We start from the raw sequence: 24,173 nt of genomic DNA, 5'->3' as shown, positions 1-24,173 counted from the left end.
TTACTCTCCTGCACTGGAATGGAGAAACACTCAACGAGTTCCACCGGACAACAGCGGCGGGCACTTGTTCAGTATTTCTTGAAAAAGAGGCTTCACGCCTGCGCGGGAAGCCTCTTCGGTCAACCTGTTCGCAGCACCCTTGGGATTAACCCTGAGGCTGCTGCGGTGCACGTGTCAGAGTGCACTATATCCTACTTACTGCTTGGAAGCGGCCAGCTGTGCAGCCACCTCGGCAGCGAAGTCGACTTCGGCACGCTCGATGCCCTCGCCCACTTCGAAACGCACAAAGGAAACCACTTCAGCACCGGCCTTCTTGGCCAGATCGCCGACCTTGACTTCCGGGTCCTTGATGAACGCTTGCTCAACCAGGCTACCTTCGGCCAGGAACTTGTTGATACGGCCTTTGACCATGTTCTCAACAATGTTGTCCGGCTTGCCGGCGATCTTGTCGGCGTTCAGCGCCAGGAAGATTTCCTTTTCCTTGGCAATGGCGTCTTCAGACACCTGCGAAGGGTCAAGGAACTGCGGGTTGCTGGCCGCAACGTGCATGGCGATGTCGCGTGCCAGCTCTTCGTCGCCACCCTTGAGGGTAACCACAACACCAATGCGGTGGCCGTGCAGGTAAGCACCCACCACGTCACCTTCAACGCGAGTCAGGCGACGAATGTTGACGTTCTCACCGGTTTTGGCAACCAGCGCTTCACGGGCAGACTCCTGATCGGCGATCAGCGGAGCGGCGTCGGTGTAACCGGCGTCGAATGCCTTGTCCAGGCTGGCAGCAACAAAGCCCTTGAAGTCTTCCTGCAGCGCCAGAAAGTCGGTCTGGGAGTTGACTTCGATAATCACGGCAGACTTCTTGTCGGCTGCGACCTTGGCTGCAATAGCGCCTTCAGCGGCGATGTTGCCGGCCTTCTTGGCCGCTTTGATGGCGCCAGAAGCGCGCATATCGTCAATCGCCTTCTCGATGTCGCCTTCAGCGGCAACCAGTGCTTTCTTGCACTCCATCATGCCCTGGCCAGTGCGCTCGCGCAGTTCTTTAACCATGGCTGCAGAAATCTGTGACATGAAATAATCCTCTAGATTACTTTGACTGTGGGCGGGCCCGAAGCAGTAAACAGGGCCGCCGTATCATGTTGCGTTCAGGATATTGCAAAAAGGGGGCAAAGCCCCCTTTTTTTACGGCATGTACCTAGCCGCGTGCACCTCAGCCTTCGGAGGCTTCCGGAGCAGCTTCTTCAACAAACTCGTCGGCACCGCCGGCGTTGTTCTTGCCGCGCAGCACTGCGTCAGCAACGGCAGCTGCGTACAGCTTGATAGCGCGAATGGCGTCATCGTTACCGGGAATGACGTAATCGATGCCGTCCGGGCTGCTGTTGGTATCGACGATGCCGATAACTGGAATGCCCAGCTTGTTGGCTTCGGTGATAGCAATGCGCTCGTGCTCAACGTCGATAACGAACAGGGCATCAGGCAGACCGCCCATGTCCTTGATACCGCCCAGACCGCGGTCCAGCTTTTCCAGATCGCGCGAACGCATCAGCGCTTCTTTCTTGGTCAGCTTGGCGAAAGTACCGTCCTGAGACTGCACTTCCAGATCGCGCAGACGCTTGATGGACTGACGGATGGTCTTGTAGTTGGTGAGCATGCCGCCCAACCAGCGGTGATCAACGTAGGGCTGACCGGCGCGGGTCGCTTCGTCAGCAATGATCTTGCTGGCAGCGCGCTTGGTACCGACGAACAGAACCTTGTTCTTGCCAGAGGCCAGTTTCTCAACGAAGCTCAGGGCGTCGTGGAACATCGGCATGGTTTTTTCAAGGTTGATGATGTGAATCTTGTTACGAGCGCCGAAAATGAACTTGCCCATCTTCGGGTTCCAGTAACGGGTCTGGTGGCCGAAGTGCGCACCGGCCTTCAGCATGTCACGCATAGAAACTTGGGTCATGATAACTCCACTATGTTGGGTTTGGCCTCCACGCATCCCAATGTCCAACCCCGAGGGGCACCCAGGACACCGTGTCGATACGTGTGCGGATTTAAGGTTCACCTCAGCAAAAATACCAGCTTGAAAAACGGGCGTTTGCTCAGGCGCGGCGCTTTATACCATATTTAGCCAGGCGAATAAAGTTCCGCCACCACGGGACATCGTTGCAGGCTGTCTCAACAGCCGCGCCGAGGTCTGGTAGAATCCACGGTTTGTCACTGCGCCTGCTGGCGTTCAATCAAGAGAATCCTGTCATGACCGTATCCATCAAGACCCCGGAAGACATCGCCGGCATGCGCGTTGCCGGACGCCTGGCGGCTGAGGTGCTGGAGATGATCGGCGAACACGTCAAGCCTGGCGTTACCACCGAAGAGCTCGACCGCATTTGCCACGATTACATCGTCAACGTTCAACAGGCCATTCCGGCGCCGTTGAATTATGGCGGCGCGCCGGGTCGCATGCCCTTCCCCAAGTCGATCTGCACCTCGATCAATCACGTGGTCTGCCATGGCATCCCGAATGAGAAGCCGCTGAAAAATGGCGACGCATTGAATATCGACGTGACTGTCATCAAGAATGGTTACCACGGCGATACCAGCAAGATGTTCATCGTTGGCGAGGCGCCCGAGTGGGTCGGACGGCTGGCACGGGTCACCCAGGAATGCCTCTATAAAGGCATTTCAGTAGTGCGCCCCGGCGCGCGCCTGGGCGATATCGGCCAGGTGATTCAGGACCATGCCCACGCCAATCACTATAGCGTGGTACGCGAGTACTGCGGCCACGGTATTGGCAAGGTATTCCATGAGGACCCGCAGGTCCTGCACTATGGCCGCGCCGGCACCGGCATGGAACTCAAGGAAGGCATGACCTTCACCATCGAGCCAATGATCAACCAGGGCCGCGCAGAAACCCGCTTGTTGGGTGACAACTGGACCGCGATCACCAAGGACCGCAAGTTGTCAGCGCAGTGGGAGCACACCATTCTGGTCACCGCTGACGGTTACGAAGTACTTACCCGCCGCAGCGAAGAATCCTTTCAATAGCAGTAGCAGCCTGTCACTGACCAGGCCACTCACCGCCAAGGATAGATACGATGGATAACGCGCTTTTCGATCCGGGCCAGTTCCAGGCGGAATTGGCATTAAAGAGTAGTCCGATCGGTGCTTTCAAAAAGGCCATCAGGCACGCCGACGGCGTGCTGCAGAGCCGCTTTGAAAGCGGTCGCGATATCCGCCAACTGATCCATGAGCGCGCCTGGTTTACCGATCAGATCCTGCAGCAGGCCTGGGCCCAGCTCGATTGCGCCCGGGACCCTGGCATCGCACTGTTGGCGGTGGGTGGCTACGGCCGTGGTGAACTGCACCCGCACTCGGATCTCGATCTGCTGATCCTGGTGCGCGACGACGCCGAAGCCTTCCGCCCTTCGATCGAAACCTTCCTGATGCTGCTCTGGGACATTGGTCTGGAAGTCGGCCAAAGCGTGCGCACCATCGAAGACTGCCAGCAGGAAGCCAAAGCCGACCTGACCATCATCACCAACCTGATGGAGTCGCGTACGCTGGCCGGTGACGAAGCCTTGCGTCAGGGCATGCTGGGCGCCATCAGTACCGAGCATATGTGGAGTGACGCCGAGTTCTTCCGTGCCAAACGCGCTGAACAGCAAGCCCGTCACGCCAAGTTCAACGATACCGAATACAACCTTGAGCCCAATGTAAAAAGCTCGCCGGGCGGGCTGCGCGACATCCAGACCATTGCCTGGGTCGCTTTACGGCATTTTGGCACCAACGATCTGCGTGAACTGGTCGACCAGGGCTTTCTCAACGAGCCCGAGTACAGCATCCTCACCGCCGGGCGCGACTTTCTCTGGCAAGTTCGCTTTGCCCTGCACAACCTGGCCGGCCGCGCCGAGGACCGCTTGCTGTTTGACCATCAGCGCGCACTAGCCAAGATGCTGGGCTATGAAGGCAACGACAGCAAGCTGGCGGTCGAGCGCTTCATGCAGAAGTACTATCGGGTAGTGATGTCGCTGTCACAGCTGAACGATCTGCTGATGCAACACTTTGAAGAGATATTGCTGCGTGACGCCGAGGCGGCGGATATTCGGCCACTCAATAGCCGCTTTCAGATCCGCAACCATTACATCGAAGTCACCAACCCCAACGTCTTCAAACGCACGCCGTTCGCCATTCTGGAAATATTCGTACTCATGGCGCAGCACCCGGAAATTCGCGGCGTGCGGGCCGACAGCATTCGTCTGCTGCGCGATCATCGCCATCTGATCGACGATGATTTCCGTAGCGACATCCGCAATACCAGTCTGTTTATCGAGCTGTTCCGTTGCAAGGAAGGCATCCACCGCAACCTGCGCCGGATGAACCGCTACGGCATTCTCGGCCGCTACCTGCCGGAATTCGGCAAGATCGTTGGCCAGATGCAGCACGACCTGTTTCACATCTATACGGTCGATGCGCACACGCTGAATCTGATCAAGCATCTGCGCAAACTCAGCTGGCCCGAGTACCAGGACCGCTACCCGCTGGCCTGGCGCATCTTCTGCCGCCTGCCCAAACCCGACCTGCTGTACATCGCCGGGCTTTATCACGACATCGCCAAGGGCCGCGGTGGCGACCACTCCGAGCTGGGCGCGGTGGATGCAGAGCTGTTCTGCAGCCGTCACCACCTGCCCGCGTGGGATACCCACCTGATCGCCTGGCTGGTGGAAAACCACCTGGTGATGTCGACCACCGCGCAGCGCAAGGACATCTCCGACCCACTGGTCATCCACGATTTTGCGGTGCAGATGGGCAACCAGGTGCGTCTCGACTACCTCTACGTGCTGACCATTGCCGATATCAACGCCACCAATCCAACCCTGTGGAACTCCTGGCGCGCCTCCCTGCTGCGTCAGCTGTATACCGAAACCAAGCGGGCGCTGCGCCGTGGCCTGGACAACCCGCCTGATCGCGATGAGCACATTCGCCAGACACAACAGGCCGCACTCGACATTCTGGTGCGCAACGGTATCGAGGAGGAGGATGCCGAAGCGCTCTGGTCCGAGCTGGGTGATGACTACTTCCTGCGCCATACCGCCAGCGACGTGGCCTGGCACACCGAAGCGATTGTGCAACACAGCAGCCGCCATGGCCCGCTTGTGCTGATCAAGGAGACGGCGCAGCGCGAGTTTGAGGGCGCCACCCAGATATTCATCTATACGCCGGAGCAGAACGACCTGTTCGCCGCTACCGTGTCGGCCATGGATCAGCTCAACCTGAGCATTCAGGATGCGCGCATTATCACCTCGACCAGCCAGTTCAGCCTGGACACCTACATCGTGCTCGACTCGGACGGCGGCTCCATCGGCGACAATCCCGAGCGTATCCGCCAGATCAAGGACGAGCTGATCGAGGCGCTGTCCGACCCCGACGCTTTCCCGACCATCATCCAGCGCCGGGTGCCGCGCCAGCTGAAGCATTTTGCCTTTGCCCCCGAGGTCACCATTTTCAACGACCCCAACGGCCAGCACACCATTCTGGAACTGAGCGCCCCGGACAGGCCCGGTCTGCTGGCCCGTATGGGACGTATTTTGCTGGACTTCGACATCAGCGTGCAGAACGCCAAGATCGTCACTTTGGGCGAACGCGTTGACGACGTTTTCGTACTGACCGACGCCGACAACCAGGCGCTGTCCGACCCTGCCCTGTGCGAACGCCTGCAGCAGACCATTATCGAGACACTGAGCAGTACCCAGCCAACCGAGCAGGCGTACAGCAGCCCGATTGCCATTGGCCCCTGAGGATTGTGAATGAATAGTGACCTGCAACGCCTGCAGCCCTACCCCTTTGAAAAGCTGCGCGCGCTGATCGCGGAGGTAACCCCCAACCCTGCCCTGCGGCCGATTTCCCTGTCGATCGGCGAACCCAAGCATCCCTCGCCACCCTTTGTGCTCGAGACCCTGGCTAACAATCTGGACCAGGCGGCGGTCTACCCCACGACCCAGGGCAAACCCGAGTTGCTTCAGGGTATCGCTGACTGGTTGACCCGCCGCTTCGACCTCAAGCCTGGCAGCCTGGATATTGGCGGCAACATCATCCCGGTCAACGGCACCCGTGAGGCGCTGTTTTCCTTTACCCAGGCGCTGGTCGAGCGCGACCCGCAAGGCCTGGTGGTCAGCCCTAATCCCTTTTATCAAATCTATGAAGGGGCCGCCTTTCTGGCCGGTGTCGAGCCGCATTATCTGGCCTGCGATGGCAGCAACGATTTCATTCCGGATTTTGCCGCGGTACCCGCCGACGTCTGGCAACGCTGCCAGCTGCTGTTCATCTGCACGCCCGGCAACCCGACCGGCTCGGTGATCCCGCTGGAGACCCTGCAGCAACTGATCAAACTGGCTGACCAGTACGACTTTGTCATTGCTTCAGACGAGTGCTACAGCGAGATCTATGCACCCGCCGGCCCGGCGCCGGTCGGCCTGCTGCAGGCCTGTGCCGCGCTGGGCCGAGACGACTACGCGCGCTGTGTGGTGTTCCACAGCCTGTCCAAGCGCTCCAACCTGCCAGGGCTGCGCTCGGGTTTTGTCGCCGGTGATGCGAGCCTGCTCGGACCTTATCTGCAATACCGCACCTATCACGGCTGCGCCATGCCCGTGCAGAGCCAGCTGGCCAGTCTGGCGGCCTGGCAGGATGAGTCCCACGTGGCGGAGAACCGCGAGCAATACCAGGCCAAGTTCGATGCTGTCCTGGCCATTCTTGAGCCGGTGATGGAAGTCCAACGCCCCGATGCAGGCTTCTATCTCTGGCCGGTCACGCCCATTGCCGATGACCTTTTCACCCAAGGTTTGCTGGCCGAGCAAAACGTGGCCGTGGTGCCTGGGCGGTACCTCTCGCGGGAGATTGATGGTTATAATCCCGGCGCCGGCCGGGTTCGCATGGCGCTGGTCGCCCCGCTGAGCGACTGCATCGAAGCCGCCGAGCGCATCCGCGACTTCATCAAGGGCCTGTAATACGTGATTACCCTTTACGGCATAAAAGCCTGTGACACCATGAAAAAGGCGCGCACCTGGCTGGATGAGCAGGGTGTGGAATACGCTTTTCACGACTACAAGAAAGAAGGCATCGACGCCGAGCACCTGCGCGCCTGGTGCGCAGAACACGGCTGGGAAACCCTGCTCAACCGCAAGGGCACGACCTTCCGCAAGCTGGATGACGCAGACAAACAAGACATCGACACCGACAAGGCCATTGCCCTGATGCAGGCCAACCCTTCGATGATCAAAAGACCGGTACTGGATACCGGCTCACAGCGCCTGGTCGGCTTCAAGCCGGAGTGGTATGCCAGCGCGTTCGACACCAATGCATAGCATCAAAGGAACAACCCCATGAGCGAATGTTTCAGCCTGGCCTTTGGCATCGGCACCCAGAACAGCGCAGGCAACTGGCTTGAGGTCTTTTACCCACAGCCGCTGCTGAACCCCGATAACGCCCTGATCAAGGTTGTCAGCGAGCAACTCGGCTACAGCGAAGGCAATCAGGCCATCAACTTTGCTGCCAGCCAATGCGCCGCCCTGGCCGAAGCGCTCAGCAGCGCGGGCTTTGCCGAGGCCGGCGCCCTGGTCGCGCAAATGGCCAGCAGCACGCGTCCGCTGGTCGCCACTGTACTGGCTACCGATGAGGCCCCCGCCTCTACCCCTGAGGCCTACCTCAAGCTGCACCTGCTCTCGCACCGCCTGGTCAAGCCGCATGGGGTGGTGCTGGCTGGCATTTTCCCACTGTTGCCGAACGTTGCCTGGACGACCCAGGGCGCCATCGACATCAACGAGCTGCCGCAGCGTCAGATGGCAGCGCGCATGCAGGGTGAATCACTGGTCGTGCACAGCATCGATAAATTCCCATCGATGACCGATTACGTGGTCCCCGCCGGCATCCGCATCGCCGATACCGCCCGTGTGCGCCTGGGCGCCTATGTTGGCGAAGGCACCACCGTCATGCACGAGGGCTTTATCAACTTCAACGCCGGTACCGCGGGTACCAGCATGGTCGAAGGCCGCATTTCCGCCGGCGTCTTCGTGGGCAAGGGTTCCGATCTGGGCGGCGGCTGCTCGACCATGGGCACGCTGTCCGGTGGCGGCAACATCGTCATTTCGGTCGGCGAAGGCTGCCTGATTGGCGCCAACGCCGGTATTGGCATCCCGTTGGGCGATCGCTGCACCGTAGAAGCCGGTCTGTATATTACGGCCGGCATCAAGGTCACCCTACTGGACGACGCCGACAACCTGGTCGAAATCGTCAAGGCACGCGATCTGGCCAACCAGTCTGACCTGCTGTTCCGCCGCAACTCGCAGACCGGCGCCATCGAGTGCAAGACCAACAAGAGCGCTATTCAGCTCAACGACATGCTGCATGCCCACAACTGAGCGCCTTCGCGCTCAGTAGCTGCAAGCGACAAGCTTTAAGCTGCAAGCAGTTCACGAAAAGGCCCGTTCCGGTTATCGGTTCGGGCTTTTTTGTTTCAAAGGGCGCTTAAAGCTGGAAGCTGGGGCTTAACGCAGCAGGCGTTGAACCGCTTGCGCAGCGGCAACCATGCCAAAGGTGGCCGTAACCATGGTGACCGCACCAAAGCCGCCAGCGCAGTCCAGGCGCACCCCTTCTCCCACAAAGGATTTTTGCTGACAGACCGAACCGTCTGGCATTGGATAACGCAGCTGCTCCTTGGAATAAACGCAGGGTACGCCGAAGCTGCGTTTGCTGTCGGCCTTGGGGAAATTGTGCTCGCGGCGCAATTGTGAGCGGGCCTTCGCGGCCAAGGGGTCGTTGACGGTCTTCGACAGATCCGACACCGTTACCTGAGTAGGGTCAATCTGCCCGCCAGCGCCGCCGGTAGTGATAACGGCAAGCTTGCGCCGGCGGCACCAGGCAATCAGCGCTACCTTGGCCTTGATGCTGTCGATGCAATCGACCACGCAATCAACCTCGTCACCGAGGTAATCCGCCAGGTTCGCGGCCGAAACAAAATCCAGTATCGGGTTGACCACGCACGCTGGATTGATTGCCCGCAGCCGCTCCGCCATAACTTCAACCTTGGGCCGACCGATATTGCCGTCCATAGCCGGCAACTGGCGGTTGGTATTGGTCACACAGACCTCGTCCAGATCAATCAGCGTAATCCGGCCAATACCCGTACGGCCCAGCGCCTCGGCAACCCAAGTGCCCACACCGCCAATCCCGACTACGACTACATGGCTGGCCTGCAGCCGCGCAAGTGCTTCCACGCCGTACAAGCGTGCTATGCCACCAAACCGTGGATCATCTATTGCCATCTGTACCCCCTGCCATCAGCCAGCAAGTATATCAGCGTGCATGCACGGTGCGATTGCTCAATAAACAGCCAGACGCTGACAGGCCCCGTCAGACGTAGGGCCGGAACAGCTATCCTTGGGTTATCCACAGATTCATCCACGGTATTTGTGCACAAGCCCGCAGCGGCGTTGCATGGCTTATGGCTCCTCAAGTGTGGGAGAATCACACCCCATCATCAGGGAACCTCCCATGCCGCGCAAAACCCGCCCCAAAGCGAAGAGCAACGCAGCTCTGCACCCGCGTAATCGCCATCAGGGCCACTACGACTTTACCGCCCTGAGCAACGCACACCCCGCGCTGCGCGGGCATTTGCTTGACTCCCCAGCGGGCGGCAAGAGTATCGATTTTTCCAACCCGCAAGCCGTCAAGGCGCTGAACGCAGCCTTGCTCCGCCTGCAGTACCAGGTCCGCGACTGGGACATTCCGCCCGGCTATTTATGCCCCCCGGTACCGGGGCGCGCCGATTACTTGCACACACTGGCTGACCTGCTGGCCGACAGTCATGACGGCAAGATACCCACAGGCAAGAAAATACGGGGCCTAGACCTGGGGACCGGCGCCAATCTGATTTATCCGCTGATCGGCAGCCATGATTACGGCTGGAGCTTTGTCGGCAGCGATATAGACCAGGTAGCGCTGGACAACGCCGAGCGGCTGCTCGATGCCAACCCACATGCCGCGCAGCGCATCAGCCTGCGTCTGCAGCCACACAGCGACCAGCTGTTCCGCCAACTGATCAGACCAGACGAACAGATTGACTTTACCCTGTGTAACCCGCCGTTCCACGCCAGCGCCGAAGCAGCCCGCGCAGCCAATCAACGCAAGTGGCAGCAACTGGGCAAGCAAGCCGACAGCAAGGCCGGCACGCTCAATTTTGGCGGCCAGGCCAACGAGCTGCATTGTGCCGGTGGCGAGGCCGGCTTCCTGTCGCGCATGGCCGCGGAAAGCGCCGAATTTACTCAGCAGGTGTTCTGGTTCAGCAGCCTGGTATCCAATGCCGATACGCTCAAACAGCTACCAATACAGCTGCGCGAGTTGGGCGCAACCGATGTGCGCGTGTTGGATATGGCCCAGGGCCAGAAGCGCAGCCGCCTGCTGGCCTGGACCTTTCTCGACAAGAAACAGCGGCGCGCCTGGCGCAAGGCACGCTGGCCGGCCCCGGCAAAACCCGCAGGCTAAGGATCGATTGCCGGGCCCTCTGGCCCGGCAGCCCACTCTGTTATCATGTGCGCCAGACACACCACCAGCGAAGCGAATCATGACCGAGCTATCCCCCACCCTCACCCTGGCCTGCGAGCTGATCTCGCGCAACTCCACCACCCCAGAAGACGCTGACTGCCAGCAACTGATGGGCGAGCGTCTGGCCGCTGTTGGCTTCCAGCTGGAGCAACTGAACTTTGGTGAGGTGGATAACCTTTGGGCAAGGCGCGGCGAGCAGGGCCCGGTGCTGTGCTTTGCAGGCCATACCGACGTGGTACCCACCGGCCCCCTGGAGAACTGGGATCAGCCACCCTTTGAGCCCATCGTGCGCGACGGCATGCTGTTGGGTCGCGGCGCGGCCGACATGAAGGGCAGCCTGGCGGCCATGGTGGTCGCGGCGGAGCGCTTCGTCCGCCAGCATCCTGACCATCGCGGTTCCATCGCCTTCCTGATTACCAGTGACGAGGAAGGTCCGGCAACCGAAGGCACCGTCAAGGTGGTCGAGACGCTGGTTGAACGCGGCGAGAAGGTCGACTGGTGCATTGTCGGTGAGCCTTCGAGCACCGAGCTGGTCGGCGATGTGGTGAAGAACGGCCGCCGTGGCTCGCTGAATGCCCGGCTGGTCGTCAAGGGCAAGCAGGGCCACGTGGCCTACCCGCACCTGGCGCGCAACCCGATTCACCTCGCCGCGCCAGCGCTGGCCGCGCTGGCCGCAGAGAGCTGGGACGAGGGCAATGCCTTCTTCCCGCCAACCAGCTTTCAGATTTCCAATATCCATTCTGGTACGGGTGCCACCAACGTGGTGCCGGGCGAGCTGGAAGCGCTGATCAACTTCCGTTTCTCCACCGAATCCACCGTCGAAGGCTTACAGGCGCGCGTGCGCGACCTGCTGGATCAACATGGCCTGGAGTACGAGCTGCACTGGACCGTCTCCGGCCTGCCGTTTCTGACCGAGCCAGGCGCCCTGCTCGACGGCGTGGCGGCGGCAATCAAACAGGTGACCGGCCGCGACACTCAGCCTTCGACCTCCGGCGGCACCTCCGACGGCCGCTTTATCGCTACCATGGGTACCCAGGTGGTCGAGCTGGGCCCGGTCAATGCGACCATTCACCAGGTCAACGAATGCATCAAGGCCGCAGATCTGGATATTCTCACGGATATCTACGAAGCCACGCTGGTGCGGTTGCTGGCCTGATGATCGAGCTTATCTGCCCGCATTGCCGAGAATCGCTGACCGCCGACGAGCGTCACTGGAGCTGTGCCAACGGCCACAGCTACGACCAGGCACGCCAGGGCTACCTGAATCTGCTGCTGGTGCAGCACAAGAACAGCAAGCAACCCGGTGACACCCCGCAGATGCTGGCGCACCGCCAGGCGTTTCTCGATGCCGGGCATTATCAGCCGGTCAGCGATGCGATCAACGCACAGCTGGCAGAATCAGCACCCGCGCGCGTGCTGGATATGGGCTGCGGCGAGGGCTATTACAGCGCACGACTCGCCGCTGCGTTGCCGCAGGCCAGGCTCGCCGGGCTGGACATCAGCAAGGACGCCATTCTCAAGGCTTGTCGTCGCAGCAAAACCATTCAGTGGCTGGTCGCCTCCAGCGCCCGCTTGCCGGTGGCCGATCAGAGCCTGGACGCGGCGCTGTGCGTGTTCAGTCCCTGGTCGCCGGAAGAATGCGTGCGCACCCTTCGCCCCAGCAGCCGCGTACTTATTGTCGGCCCGCATGCTGATCATCTGCTGGCCCTGCGTGAAAAACTCTACGACACCGTGCACCCCACACCCGAACTGATCAAATCGCTGCCTGATCAATTGCGCATCGTCTCGCAAAGCACCCTGCGCTATGCTCTGCAGGTACCTGCCGACGAGTTAAGTCACCTGATCGGCATGACGCCGCACGGTTTTCGCAGCCAGCCCGAGCGCCAACAGGCCATCTGTGCCAGCGGTGTCGAAGGACTGGAAGTAGCCATGCAAATGGTATTGCTGGAAAGACTGTAACCACCCGATCAACTGCTCCACGAGGACGCATCGTGCGCCAACCCGATATCGAGATCTACCTGCGCGAAGACCATGTAAAGGATCTGCTCGCCTGGCTGCCCGAGGCGATGGGCCCGGTCGTGCTCGACGAGCCCAAGGGCAATAGCCGACAGGGTCTGATCGAAAGCCAGCCCGCCGTCCCGTTGATGATAGTGCGCAAGGCTGCAGGTAAGTGGACCAGCGTCTGGTTCGACAGTGAGGCCACGCCGTGGGCAACCGACGTCGACTGCGCACGTGCAGTTCATCAGGCGTTGGGGCATGAGGTGCGCTGCTCGGTGGGCAGCTGGAACGAAACCGATGGCGAAGCCGATGCCGACCGCTGGCTGAAGGTCAACGCCGACGGTGAAAGCGAATTCGTCTGGGCGCTCTAGGTCATGATCGACCAGTATCACTGGATTACCGTCTGCGCCAGCGTGCTACTGGTGATTCTGGCGGTGATACTGCACTACGAGGTACTGGCTCGCCTGCAGCGCTTTCTCGACACCACGCGCCTGTCGGAGCGGCCACGGATTCTCACACTGATCTTCGTCTTGCTGTTGGCCCATATCGCCGAGATCTGGCTGTTTGGCGCCGGCGCCCTGCTGATGCTGAAAATACCCGAACTGGGCGGCATCGCCGGGATGCCAGAGCCAACGTTGTTTGAAACGGTTTATCTGTCCGCGACTACCTACAGCACACTGGGCTACGGCGACATCACCCCGGTAGGTAATATCCGCTTCCTGTATGGCACAGAAGCCTTGACCGGGCTGGTATTGATCACCTGGTCGGCCTCGCTGACTTTCCTGGAGTTACAGCGCCATTGGCGCGGAAGAGACGAGCGCGGTCGCCAGGCTTGAAAACGCGCTGCAGGCCCCCATCACAGCTGTAAAGCCACGCGGAGAACCAGCCCATGCTGATCTGTTGTCCCCACTGCCACCGCAAGAATCGACTCGAACCAGCACGCCTGGATGCCAACCCGACCTGCGGTGCCTGCAAACAGGCGTTGTTTACCGGACAGCCGCTATCACTGAGCAGCACCACCTTCGCCAAACATGCCAGTGCCGACCTGCCAATGGTGATCGACTTCTGGGCCTCCTGGTGCGGCCCCTGTCAGCAGTTCGCACCGGTGTTTGCCAAAGCGGCGACAGCATTCGAACCGCGTGCCCGGCTGGCCAAGGTTGATACCGAGACTGCTCCCGATCTCGCGGCCCGCTTCGCCATTCGCAGCATTCCCACCCTGTTGATCTTGCACCGCGGTCAGGCAGTCGCGCGACTCAACGGCGCGGTACCGCCACAGGAGTTTGCCCGCTGGCTGGACACCCATTTGCCCGCCATTACCTGAGCGCCGATCAAATTTCCGGGTGACGTTGCCACCAACTCAGGCTGCCTGGCTCGCGATTGAGCAATTCCAGCCCCGCCATGCCAGGTCGCGCGCAGGGGCGTGCTGCGTAACGTGATGCGAGTTCATGCAGGCCAGGAGTGAAATACAGATGATGGACGCAGTGCAAGCCCTGCTGGCGATGGCGCAGTAGTAGCGCCAAAGGGGGTCGCGTGGCGCGCGCACGTCGACAGCGACAGCGCCGCCAGCTCGGCAATCACGGGCGCAGCGAGTAGGCCATCCCCCAACGCAAGGCAGAACCACTTTTCATTCATCCGCACCTCCCTGCGCAAGCCTCGCTCGCGTCAGCGTCTGGCGCTTTCCCTGTCGGCAGCAGGTGCAGACAAGTCGTCTCGGGGGCTACTAGAGCTTGGCGACGTCTTCCGCCTGCAGGCCTTTTTGCCCTTGGGTCACGGTGAATTCCACCGCCTGCCCTTCCACCAGAGTGCGATGACCATCACCCCGAATGGCTCTGAAGTGTACAAAGACATCCGGACCGGACTCACGCTGAATAAAACCAAACCCCTTGGCATCGTTGAACCACTTGACGGTCCCGTGCTCGCGCTCTGCCATTACCTCTTCCTCACTACAACAGACTTGATGACGTTGCTGCATTACCGGCAACACTCTTGGCCTGCCAACGCCGCCGACGCCTGAATAGCGCGCACGGACCAGCAGCTCTGCGCTGCTGCAGAGGCCTTGTTTCGAGTCTAGACAATGCTGAAAGGGGTGCAAGCTGACGGCGACCAAGCCGTCCGGCAACTCAGCCGACGGTGGACACCATCGGCTGAGCTGCGGGCTGCTCAAGGGTTACTGCTCGGCACCAGCCGCTTCGGGCTGCAGATCGGCGGCACGCAGCGCCAACTGATCGTGCTGCGCCACACTGAGCTGGTAAGCCCAGCGTGGATCGGCACGCACTTCCAGCGGCTGCTCATCGTTCTGCTGCAGGCGGTCGATAGTCAGCCAATACTGGTTATCAATCTGATATAGCGACGCATTGAGCTGCGAGCCAGACCAGGTGCTCAGTTGCATCCTCAGGCTGGGCTCGGGCAGATTCAGCTCGCTGCGCAGGCTGACATCCTGTGCGCGCAGGTTGGCCAGCGCCAGCACCATGCTGTTGAGTTTGCGCTCCTGCCCGTCGGCGCCCTCCTCGCCCGCCAGGCGGAAGTTGTAATCGCCTTGCTCGGCCTTCTCCAGCACTAACGCTTCACCGTCGGCATGCTGCCAGGCAGCCTTGGCAATCTGCTCCAGGCCAATCGAGCTGACTTGCAGATCCAGCCAGTCATGGCTGTTGACCGAGATATTCAGCGGCCGGTTGATCAACAGTACCTGGTCGGTATCCGCCAGACGCAGCAACTGCCCCTGGCCCACCGTGTTGCCGTACAACAGACCCAGCTCGCTGTCGCCGGCGTCCAGGGTCACCTGCAGTACCGGTGGCTCACTATCGGCGCTCAGGCCAAGCCGCTGATGGTACTCCGGGTTACTGGTCTTCTGTTCCTGCACTTCAGCGCCACGCAGGGCCAGCAGTAGCGCTGCCAAGCGTGGCTGCATAACCGGAAAGTCATCGCTGTTGGCGACCAGCCAGTGGCCACCCTTGCGCACCAGTTCAACACGCTGCTCGCCGCGCTGCAGGGTAATCGCCTGGGTGTCGGCCAGGGTCTTCAACTGCGCCTCGGAAAGCAGCTTGTAGCTTTGCAGGTCTGCCACGCGGTCAGTCTTGCGTACCTGCAGCGCCACTGCCACCAGCACCACGGCCAGCAGCGCGACTACGATCAACACAATCTTGCGCATACTCGGCTCCTCAGTGTTTGCGACGCAGGCGGCCAACCAGCCACCAGATCAGCACGCCGAAGGTCAGCAACAGCGGCACCAGGGCGATATTGATGAACTTCAACTGGGTACCCAGGTTGTCGATGTCTTCGTTCAGCTTGTAGCGCACGTCACGCAATTGCTTGCGAATGGCCAGCTTCTCATCGATGAACTGTTGAATGGCGTCGCGCTGCTCGGTGGTCAATTCGGTCAACTGGTTCGGGTCCTGGTTCTGCTGCAATTGCGCGAGCCGCTGGTCGGTTTCGGCCAATTGCTGCTGCAGGCGCTGTTCGCTGGCACGGAAGCGGCTTTCGGCATCACGCTGCAACTTCTCCACCACAGTGAACGGGCGGCTGAAGTCGCCTCTCGAGCGTACGCTGATGAGCGCGTCCGAGCCGGAAAGGTTATCCAGCGCATTAATCAAAAAGCCGCCATTGTCAGCCCAGGGCTGCGGAATACGCTGGCCAAACAGATCCTGCACCTGTACCCACATGCGGTCGGTGAGCATATCGGTATCGGCCACCACCACCACGTTGATGTTGTCGGCGCTCTGCAAACCGGGCTCATGCCCTTCAACGCCCTGGGGGTAGGCCGATTCTGCAGGGCCTTCAAGGCGCGCGGCAAAGGTGTAGGTATGCTCATCGGCCGTGAAGCCCTTGAGCAGATCCTCCGGGTCGCGCAGCTTGGCGAAGGCTTCGCTTGGCATCAGGGCGCTGTCTGCGGTGCTGGTCAACAGCGGGGTAAACTGCGTCTTGGCGCCATCAACCGGCACCAGGGCACCGCCGGTACCGACTGTCAGCAGCTGCAGCGGCGCAGTGATGGTGTCCTCGCGATCAATCTGTGCGGGTTCCACCTCTAGCCAGCCAATGTGGCGGGCCGGCAACTGGCCCTGACCGCGGCTGACCGACATACCCTGACGCTCGTCCACGACCACCTGTTCCGGGTTGTACTGCACGCCCCACGCCTTGAGCAGCGGGCCCAGGTCGGATGACTTGCCATCGGCCATGCCTTCGATCATCGCCTCCATACCCTGGTCCGATTCGGCATAGGGATCGATGAATGCCAGCAGCTTGCCGCCGCGCAGCACAAACTGATCCACCGCGTAGAGTGCCGCTTCGGTCAAGGACTTTGGATGCACCAGCAGCAGCACACCGATATCGTCCGGAATCTGGTCGACGTCGTGTTGCAGTTCCTGCACATCGAACATCTGCTGCATCTGCTCCAGCGCCACCCAGGCCGGGGCCGGTTGCTGCGAGTAAGGCGTCATGCCACCGCTCATCGGCAATCCGGAAATCAACCCCACCTTGGGCTTCTCGGTTTGTGCCAGGGTACTGACCAGGCGGCTCAGCTCGTACTCCAGCATGCCCTCCTGCTCCAGCGCGAAGAATGGGATTACCTCTCGCTGGGCCAGTTCATTGGTGCCGGCCAGGCCGAAATAGAGGTTATCGCCGCTCTGAGTCAGCGGAATACCCTGCAGACCAAACTCGGCGGCGCGGTCTTCCGCTTCGGAGAACGGCTGGGGGTCGATGATGTGCAGGCGAATCTTGCCGTCGGCTTCGCGCTCATACTCCTTGAGCATTTCCTCCACACGCTTGGCATAGTTGCGCAGCGCCACGTTCTTCTTGCTGGCCTGGTCGGAAAAGAAGAAGTACAGATCTATAGGCTCTTCCAAGTCAGCCAGAATCTGCTGGGTGCCCTCGGAAAAGGTGTACAGCTTCTGCTCGGTCAAATCGATACGTGCACCCGGCAGAAGCACGTTGCTCGCCATATTGAAGGCAACAAAGGCCAGCAGCAGCACCAGCAGGCCGGCACCAGAAAAAATCAGACGTTTCATGAATGCTCCTTTGCCTCAATCGGCCTTTTTCAGGTCGATGACAATCGCTGTGGCGAACAACCAACCGGCCATCAGCGAGAAGAAATACAGCAGGTCACGCAGCTCCAGTACGCCATGGCTCAAAGCGCTGAAGCGAACCTGAAAACTGAATGAGGCAATGGCATCGACCAACCACTGGGGCGCCCAGGCACTGAAGAAATCGAGCACCATGGGAATTCCGGCAGCAATGAAGATAAAGCACACCACCACGCTGAGAATGAAGGCGATGACCTGATTTTTGGTCGCTGCCGACATGCAGGAGCCGATGGCCAGGTACCCGCCGGCCAGCAACCAGCTGCCCAGGTAACCGGTAAAAATGGCGCCGTTATCGGGGTTGCCCAGATAGTTGACGGTCAGCACGATCGGGAAGGTCAGCAGCAAGGCAATGCCGACGAACACCCAGGCCGCCAGAAACTTGCCCAGTACCATGTCGGTACGCGAGACCGGCAGGGTCATCAGCAACTCGATGGTGCCCGACTTGCGCTCCTCCGCCCACAGGCGCATGGCGATGGCTGGCACCAGGAACAGGTACAGCCAGGAGTGGAACGAGAAGAAGGCGTTGAGATCGGCCTGACCGGCGGTATAGAAGCCACCCAGATCAAAGGTGAAAAGTGCCGACAGCACCAGAAAGATAACGATGAAGATATAGGCCAGCGGGGTCGCAAAATAGCTGCCCAACTCGCGCTTGAAGATTACGCCCAGGTTGCTCATGCCGCCTCCCCTGATGTCAGACCACGGAAGACATCGTCCAGACGACCACGCTCCACCGAGAGTTCGGCCACCGGCCAGTGCTGCTCGCGGGCCAGCTGCCCCACGGCCGGGAAAATCACCTCACCAGGTTTGGCCAGCACCGTGAGTTGCTGACCTTCACGCTGGCTTTCTACCGCCAGCACGCCTGGCAGCTGTACCAGCGCCTGCGTGTCCACCGGTTGCGACAGCGACAGCGTCACTGCCTGGTGATAACGCGAGCGCGCCTCCAGCTCGTCCGGGGTGCCATCGGCCAGCAGACGGCCACGACCAATGATCACCGCGCGCGAACACACGGCGCTGACCTCTTCGAGAATATGCGTGGAGATCACCACTATCTTGTTGCTGCCTTCGGCCAACTGTTGAATCAGATGGCGCACATGGTGCTTCTGGTTGGGGTCCAGGCCATCGGTAGGCTCATCGAGGATCAGCACCTGCGGGTCGTGCAGAATCGCCTGCGCCAGACCGACGCGACGCTTGAAGCCCTTGGACAGGGTTTCGATGCGCTGTCCCAGCACCGACTGCAACTCTACCTGCTCGACCGCGCGGGCGACGCGCTGGTGTTTCTCGGCGCCGCTGAAGCCACGCACCGCTGCGATGAACTCAAGAAAGCCCTTGACGCGCATGTCGCCGTAACAAGGCGCTCCCTCCGGCAAATAGCCCATCTGCTGCTGTGCTTGCAGGATTTGCGTCTGCACATCAAAGCCACACACCGAAGCCGAGCCGCCATCAGGCGTCAGAAAGCCGGTGAGCATTTTCATGGTGGTGGATTTGCCGGCGCCGTTGGGGCCGAGGAAACCGAGCACTTCGCCCGGCTTGACGTCAAAAGACAGGTTATCGACGGCGACGTGCTCGCCGAAGCGTTTAGTCAGGCTATTTATACTGATCATGCCTTTTATTATTCCCCCAAATTATAGGTCGCAGCGTGCCCGTGGGCAGTCACCGCCAGGCACTCGCTTCTCTCCAGGATTGAACGCGAAGACATAGACATTGGCCCTGTGCGCTGGTTCACACTTCCCCCGTGCGAGACCTGCGGCCGGTTGTCGCAGTCAAAATCCGCTGCATTCACCCTGGAGCGCGCTGCGCTCAAGGCAGTGACTATATGAATCCGCCGTACGCATTTCAAGCAAGGATATGCCGGGCTTCCCAACGGCCACCCGTGCACCGGGCTGTTACTGCCGAACAAACGCGCTAGAATTCGTGCCAACGCCCCTGACAGCCTGACTGTCAGCGATTCATCTGCCTTGAGAAGATTATGTCCGCTGCCTACTCCTCCTTTTTTGGTCGCCTGCGTTTTGGCCTGTCCAGACGCATGCTTTATCTCTGGGCAAAATCGAAAAGCATCGGCAATCCTGCAGGCGACCTGAAGCTGGACCCACTCAAGCCGGTTATCTACGTACTCCCCTACCGTTCGCTGTCCGACTTGATCGTGGCCGACCGCGAGTGCGTGCGGGCCGGGCTGCCCCGGCCGGTTCGCCCGCCACGCCAGCCTTTGCAGCAAGAGGAGTCCTACGTTTTCCTGAGCAGCGAAAGCTCCTGGGTCGGCCGGCCAGATCCGCGCCGCCAGTCACCGCGCATGGGACAGATTCTGGACGCAGTCGAGCAGGGCTGCGATGAGGTACAGCTGGTCCCCATTACCGTGTTCTGGGGGCTTTCGCCGGATGCCGAATCCTCGGCCATCAAACTGCTGTTTGCCTACAACTGGGTTGGCGGACGGCTGCGCAAGCTGCTGGCCATTGTGCTGCACGGCCGCAACATCCGTGTGCACTTTGGTGAGAGCATGTCGCTGCAGGCCCTCACCGCGCCTGAACCGGATCACGAGCGCCACCTGCGCCGGGTCAATCGCCTGTTGCGGGTACACTTCCGCCACCAGCGCGCGGCCGTAGTAGGCCCTGAGCTGGCGCACCGTCGCACCCTGCTCAAAGGGCTGCTGCACGGCCCCATGGTCAAAGAGGCCATTCGCCGTGAGGCCACCGAAAACAATATCAGCCACGACAAGGCTCAGGCACTGGCGGCGCGTTATGCCAACGAGATCGCCTCAGACTTCACCTACAGCATCATTCGCTTTCTCGAAGTGGTGCTGTCGTGGTTCTGGAACAAGTTGTACGACGGCGTCAAGGTCAACCACATCAAGCGCGTGCAGGATATCGCCCGCGGCAACGAAATCATCTATGTACCCTGCCACCGCAGCCATATCGACTATCTGCTGCTGTCGTACCTGCTGCTGCGCAATAGCCTGACCCCGCCGCACATCGCCGCCGGCATCAACCTCAACATGCCGGTGATCGGCGGCATTCTGCGCCGCGGCGGCGCCTTCTTCATGCGTCGCAGCTTCAAGGGCAACCAGCTATACACAGCCGTATTCAACGAGTACCTCCACACCCTGTTCAGCCGTGGCTTTCCGGTCGAGTACTTTATTGAGGGTGGCCGCTCGCGCACCGGTCGCATGCTCAGCCCCAAGACCGGCATGCTGGCCATCACCCTGCGCAGCTTTTTACGCTCGCCTCGCCGGCCGATTGTATTCGTCCCGGTCTACATTGGTTATGAGCGGGTGCTGGAGGGCCGCACCTACCTGGGCGAGCTGCGCGGCAAGACGAAAAAGAAAGAGTCGATATTCGATCTGTTCCGAGTGATCTCGGCGCTGAAGCTGCGCTTTGGCGAGGTCGCGGTGAACTTCGGCGAGCCATTGCCGCTGGCCGAGTTTCTCGACCAGCAGCAACCCGACTGGCGCGCGCAAGCGCTCGCGCCGGACTATCGCCCGGCCTGGCTGAACGACACCACCAATCAACTGGCCCGCACTCTGACCAGTGCGATCAGCGCTGCCGCCGACGTCAACCCGGTCAATCTGGTGGCACTGGCGATGCTATCGACCGCACGCCTGGCACTGGACGAAACCTCGCTGGCGAAGGTACTCGACCGCTACGCCGCGTTGTTGCGTCAGGTGCCCTACAGCGACAGCGTTACCCTGCCGGATATGGACGGTCAGGCGATGATCAAGCACGTGGAGAGCATGCAGATGATCCAGCGCCAGTCCGATGCGCTGGGCGAAATCATGGTGCTGGATGAGCCACAAGCGGTACTGATGACCTATTACCGCAACAATATTCTGCACTTGGTCGTGTTGCCGGCGCTGATCGCCTGCCTGTTCCAGAACAACCCGCGGATGAACCGTTCACAGATCGAGCGTTTGATTCTGGGTATTTATCCCTACCTGCAGGGTGAGCTGTTCCTGCAGTGGGACGAAGCTCAGCTGCCACAGGTAATCCAGACCTGGGTCGACAGCCTGGTCGCACAGGGTCTGTTGCGTGAAGAAGATGGCCAGATTCATCGGCCCGACCTGAGTTCCGGCGAGTTTGTGATGCTCAGCTTGCTGTCCCGCAGCATCATCCAGATTCTCGAGCGCTTCTACATGGCCTCGGCGCTGCTGCTGAACTTCCCCAACGGCAGTCAGACCGCCGAACAGCTGGAGGCTCTGTGTACGGTGATGGCGCAACGGCTATCGATTCTGCACGGCCTGAATGCGCCGGAATTCTTCGACAAGACGCTGTTCCGCCAGTTTATCCAGCGGCTGATTGACCTGCGTGTAGTGCGGCCGGACGACGAAGGCCGGCTGCACTATGTGGCCGGGCTGGAAGACATCGCCGAGAACATTGCCAAACGGGTACTCAGCGCTGAGATCCGCTTGTCGATTCGCCAGGTAGCGCGCACCTCGAAGGCGGAGTAACGGCTATTCAAGGCGCTTCTTGCCGTAGATGTCGTAGCGGCTGGACTGCCCCTTCATTTCCGCGCTAGGCGCCTGGCCGGCAATAGCCGGCGCCTTGCGCGGACGCTTGACCACCACCCGGTGGCTGGCCAGTTGCAGCGCCGCAGCAAGCAGCTGGGGGGCATCATCGTCGTCCCCGGCCAGCGGCCGGAACAGGCGCATTTCCTTCTTCACCAGTGCCGACTTGTCGCGGTGCGGGAACATCGGATCCAGGTGAATTACCTGCGGAACCTCGTCCTGCCAATCAGTCATGGCGCTGATCGCATCGCAACAATGCAACTGCATGCGCTCGACGATCTCGGCGACCTCGCCGCCGGCCGCACGAGCCCGCTGCAGCCCGTCCGCCAGCAGCGCCGCGATCACCGGCTGGCGCTCCAGCAGGGTCACCCGGCAGCCCAGCGAGGCCATCACGAAGGCATCGCGGCCCAGCCCGGCGGTGGCATCCAGAATGCTGGGCCGCAGCGTACCCCGAATGCCCACGGCACGCGCCACCATTTGCCCGGCACCACCGCCAAACTGCCGACGATGCGCCTGCGCGCCACCGACAAAGTCGACCCGCACTGCGCCAGTGGCCGCCGCGCCCGGCACATCCACCTCAGTGCTGCGCAAACTGAGCCCCTGCTCATCCACACACAACAGCAATGCGGCCAGCGGCTGTGACCTTTGCTGCAGCGGTAACTGCAGCCGCTCAGCCAACGCCGCAGCCGCGCTTTCGTGGCCCTGCGCAGCCAGAACCGCCAGCCCGCTGGCGTCGTTATCCACAGTCATTGCGGCTCCCAGGCCGATAAACAGCTCGGCAAACATTCGGTAAGTAATTTGGTCGGCATTCAGAACAGCCCCGCTTGCTGCGGCTGCTGCGCCGCCTCGATCTCACCGGGCCAGAGCGGCATCGACGGCAGCTGCGGCAACCGTAGTTGCAGCTGCCGGTAAAAAAGACGCGCCAACTGCGGTGCCAGGCGGTTGTCCGGCGTGTGCATGAACAACAACGGCCGCAAGCCCTCGCCCAGCCACTGGGTACATTTGTCGAGCCAGGGCTGCAAGGCTGCCAAGTTGGCATCGTTGTCCATGCCACCCACGAAGCGCACGGCGGGCTGGGCGGTCAATGCCAGCGCGTGCACGGGCAGGCGCGGCTTGCGCGCCTTGGCTTCCAGGGTCGCGGGCGAGGTATCGGCACTGGCAAAGAGCGCGCGGGTATCGAAAATGACGCGTTCCACGCCGCGTTGGCGCAGTTGACGGTTCAGTTGCTGCTCGTTGCTGTCCTTGCGGAAGAAGTCCAGGTGGCGCACTTCCACGGCGTAAGCAAACTCGTCAGACAGTGCATCCAGAAAAGCTGTCAATTCAGCCAGGCTCGCGGGGGCAAAGCGCTGCGGCAGTTGCAGCCAGACCGGGCCAAGACGCTGGCCCAACGGCGCCATGCGGTTGAAGAACGCCTTGAGCACGGGACTGTCAGCATCTAGCCGGCCGCCGTGGCTGACCTCTCGCGGCAGCTTGGCGCAGAAGCGAAAGTCCGCCGGCATCAACTCTGCCCAGCGTGCTACCCGCTCGGCACTCGGGAGGGAATAAAAGGTCGTGTTGCCTTCTACCGCAGCGAATACCTGGCAATACTGTGCCAGGCGCTGATCGGCCTCACTATTGCTGGTATAGAGGGCGCTCTGCCAGAGCGGATCAGACCATTGGGTGCAACCCAGACGCAGGGGGGAATCGGTCAACGACACCAATCAGGCAAACAGGTCTATGCCGACCACGCTGTCAGCGTCACCATCGACCGGCAAGCTGGCGGTGGCCTCATAGCTGGCCAGCGCCTGATTGCTACGACCATAAACCGGCTGTTGAATTTCGCGGCGGGCCGGGATGTACTCGGCGTTGGCCGAGGTGGCATTGACCGTGCGGGTGGTCAATGAACGGCTGGACGATACCGTGGTGGCCTGCTCAGCTGCACTCGCACGCGCAGCATCAACCGGGGCCGCACTGGTGGCGATCCGGTTGTTGCGCTCGGGGAGCGTGGTGTAGGGGTTCAGGCCGTCAAGACGCACTGCTGGTTCTCCGCTATCAAG

General features: G+C 60.9%; 23 protein-coding genes. 12 read left to right on the top strand and 11 right to left on the bottom strand.

What is annotated here, in order from left to right:
- Window positions 1-195: 195 nt before the first annotated feature.
- Window positions 196-1,065 carry a translation elongation factor Ts gene (gene tsf / locus BLU26_RS17040; protein ID WP_092288039.1) on the bottom strand — a complete coding sequence of 290 codons (870 nt, stop codon included), beginning with the start codon at window positions 1,063-1,065 and terminating at the stop codon, window positions 196-198.
- A 139-nt stretch (window positions 1,066-1,204) separates the two neighbouring features.
- On the bottom strand, window positions 1,205-1,942 hold the full coding sequence (gene rpsB / locus BLU26_RS17035; RefSeq protein WP_092288038.1) for a 30S ribosomal protein S2: 738 nt from the start codon (window positions 1,940-1,942) through the stop codon (window positions 1,205-1,207).
- 293 nt (window positions 1,943-2,235) lie between these two features.
- On the opposite strand from rpsB, the gene map reads away from it, so the two are divergent.
- The 5 genes from map to dapD are packed head-to-tail and all read left to right on the top strand — an operon-like array spanning window position 2,236 to window position 8,390.
- On the top strand, window positions 2,236-3,024 hold the full coding sequence (gene map, locus BLU26_RS17030; RefSeq protein ID WP_092288546.1) for a type I methionyl aminopeptidase: 789 nt from the start codon (window positions 2,236-2,238) through the stop codon (window positions 3,022-3,024).
- A 50-nt stretch (window positions 3,025-3,074) separates the two neighbouring features.
- Window positions 3,075-5,774: a [protein-PII] uridylyltransferase gene (locus BLU26_RS17025; RefSeq protein WP_407920330.1), complete on the top strand. Its 2,700-nt coding sequence runs from the start codon at window positions 3,075-3,077 to the stop codon at window positions 5,772-5,774.
- A 9-nt stretch (window positions 5,775-5,783) separates the two neighbouring features.
- Window positions 5,784-6,980, top strand: coding sequence for a succinyldiaminopimelate transaminase (gene dapC / locus BLU26_RS17020; RefSeq protein ID WP_092288036.1), 1,197 nt, complete (start codon window positions 5,784-5,786; stop codon window positions 6,978-6,980).
- Window positions 6,981-7,019: 39 nt separating this feature from the next.
- Window positions 7,020-7,337, top strand: coding sequence for an arsenate reductase (locus tag BLU26_RS17015; RefSeq protein ID WP_092288035.1), 318 nt, complete (start codon window positions 7,020-7,022; stop codon window positions 7,335-7,337).
- A gap of 18 nt (window positions 7,338-7,355) precedes the next feature.
- Window positions 7,356-8,390: a 2,3,4,5-tetrahydropyridine-2,6-dicarboxylate N-succinyltransferase gene (gene dapD, locus BLU26_RS17010; protein ID WP_092288034.1), complete on the top strand. Its 1,035-nt coding sequence runs from the start codon at window positions 7,356-7,358 to the stop codon at window positions 8,388-8,390.
- A gap of 126 nt (window positions 8,391-8,516) precedes the next feature.
- On the opposite strand, the gene tcdA is transcribed toward dapD, so the two are convergent.
- On the bottom strand, window positions 8,517-9,293 hold the full coding sequence (gene tcdA / locus BLU26_RS17005) for a tRNA cyclic N6-threonylcarbamoyladenosine(37) synthase TcdA (RefSeq protein ID WP_092288033.1): 777 nt from the start codon (window positions 9,291-9,293) through the stop codon (window positions 8,517-8,519).
- Between the two features lie 229 nt (window positions 9,294-9,522).
- On the opposite strand from tcdA, the gene rlmF reads away from it, so the two are divergent.
- From rlmF to trxC, 6 genes are all read left to right on the top strand, one after another.
- Window positions 9,523-10,512, top strand: coding sequence for a 23S rRNA (adenine(1618)-N(6))-methyltransferase RlmF (rlmF, locus tag BLU26_RS17000; protein WP_092288032.1), 990 nt, complete (start codon window positions 9,523-9,525; stop codon window positions 10,510-10,512).
- Between the two features lie 79 nt (window positions 10,513-10,591).
- A complete protein-coding gene (dapE, locus tag BLU26_RS16995; protein WP_092288031.1) occupies window positions 10,592-11,728 on the top strand; it encodes a succinyl-diaminopimelate desuccinylase in 1,137 nt (378 codons plus the stop codon).
- Window positions 11,728-12,531, top strand: coding sequence for a putative RNA methyltransferase (locus BLU26_RS16990; protein WP_157719395.1), 804 nt, complete (start codon window positions 11,728-11,730; stop codon window positions 12,529-12,531). The genes dapE and BLU26_RS16990 overlap by 1 nt, the downstream gene beginning before the upstream one ends.
- 32 nt (window positions 12,532-12,563) lie before the next feature.
- The gene (locus tag BLU26_RS16985; protein ID WP_092288029.1) at window positions 12,564-12,941 is read left to right on the top strand and encodes a hypothetical protein; all 378 of its coding nucleotides are present in this window, start codon (window positions 12,564-12,566) and stop codon (window positions 12,939-12,941) included.
- Between the two features lie 3 nt (window positions 12,942-12,944).
- Entirely contained in the window at window positions 12,945-13,406 is a 462-nt protein-coding gene (locus tag BLU26_RS16980; RefSeq protein WP_092288028.1) for a potassium channel family protein, read from the top strand.
- Window positions 13,407-13,459: 53 nt separating this feature from the next.
- Window positions 13,460-13,891, top strand: coding sequence for a thioredoxin TrxC (trxC, locus tag BLU26_RS16975; RefSeq protein WP_092288027.1), 432 nt, complete (start codon window positions 13,460-13,462; stop codon window positions 13,889-13,891).
- A gap of 399 nt (window positions 13,892-14,290) precedes the next feature.
- Here the strand turns inward: trxC and BLU26_RS16970 are convergent, their stop codons facing one another.
- From BLU26_RS16970 to BLU26_RS16950, 5 genes are all read right to left on the bottom strand, one after another.
- Complete coding sequence (locus BLU26_RS16970; protein ID WP_092288026.1) at window positions 14,291-14,500, bottom strand: cold-shock protein; 210 nt, start codon at window positions 14,498-14,500, stop codon at window positions 14,291-14,293.
- A 237-nt stretch (window positions 14,501-14,737) separates the two neighbouring features.
- Window positions 14,738-15,718, bottom strand: a complete 981-nt coding sequence (locus BLU26_RS16965; RefSeq protein ID WP_092288025.1) for a DUF4340 domain-containing protein — start codon at window positions 15,716-15,718, stop codon at window positions 14,738-14,740.
- 10 nt (window positions 15,719-15,728) lie between these two features.
- Entirely contained in the window at window positions 15,729-17,570 is a 1,842-nt protein-coding gene (locus BLU26_RS16960; protein WP_092288024.1) for a Gldg family protein, read from the bottom strand.
- Window positions 17,571-17,585: 15 nt separating this feature from the next.
- A complete protein-coding gene (locus BLU26_RS16955; protein WP_092288023.1) occupies window positions 17,586-18,320 on the bottom strand; it encodes an ABC transporter permease in 735 nt (244 codons plus the stop codon).
- On the bottom strand, window positions 18,317-19,246 hold the full coding sequence (locus BLU26_RS16950) for an ABC transporter ATP-binding protein (protein WP_092288022.1): 930 nt from the start codon (window positions 19,244-19,246) through the stop codon (window positions 18,317-18,319). Before BLU26_RS16950 ends, BLU26_RS16955 begins: the two co-directional genes overlap by 4 nt.
- Before the next feature lie 365 nt (window positions 19,247-19,611).
- Here BLU26_RS16950 and plsB point away from each other — a divergent pair, with 365 nt between their 5' ends.
- Window positions 19,612-22,080 (top strand): glycerol-3-phosphate 1-O-acyltransferase PlsB, encoded by a 2,469-nt coding sequence (gene plsB / locus BLU26_RS16945; RefSeq protein WP_092288021.1) that lies wholly within the window; start codon window positions 19,612-19,614, stop codon window positions 22,078-22,080.
- Window positions 22,081-22,083: 3 nt separating this feature from the next.
- Here the strand turns inward: plsB and BLU26_RS16940 are convergent, their stop codons facing one another.
- From BLU26_RS16940 to BLU26_RS16930, 3 genes are all read right to left on the bottom strand, one after another.
- Complete coding sequence (locus BLU26_RS16940; RefSeq protein ID WP_407920357.1) at window positions 22,084-22,881, bottom strand: class I SAM-dependent methyltransferase; 798 nt, start codon at window positions 22,879-22,881, stop codon at window positions 22,084-22,086.
- Window positions 22,882-22,946: 65 nt separating this feature from the next.
- Window positions 22,947-23,828 carry a DUF72 domain-containing protein gene (locus tag BLU26_RS16935; RefSeq protein WP_231701970.1) on the bottom strand — a complete coding sequence of 294 codons (882 nt, stop codon included), beginning with the start codon at window positions 23,826-23,828 and terminating at the stop codon, window positions 22,947-22,949.
- Between the two features lie 9 nt (window positions 23,829-23,837).
- Complete coding sequence (locus tag BLU26_RS16930; protein WP_092288020.1) at window positions 23,838-24,152, bottom strand: hypothetical protein; 315 nt, start codon at window positions 24,150-24,152, stop codon at window positions 23,838-23,840.
- Window positions 24,153-24,173: the final 21 nt, after the last annotated feature.

It is taken from the genome of Halopseudomonas sabulinigri (assembly GCF_900105255.1).
Taxonomy (GTDB): domain Bacteria; phylum Pseudomonadota; class Gammaproteobacteria; order Pseudomonadales; family Pseudomonadaceae; genus Halopseudomonas; species Halopseudomonas sabulinigri.
Note: the sequence above shows the minus strand (reverse complement) of the source record. Positions and strands in the feature narration are given on the sequence as shown.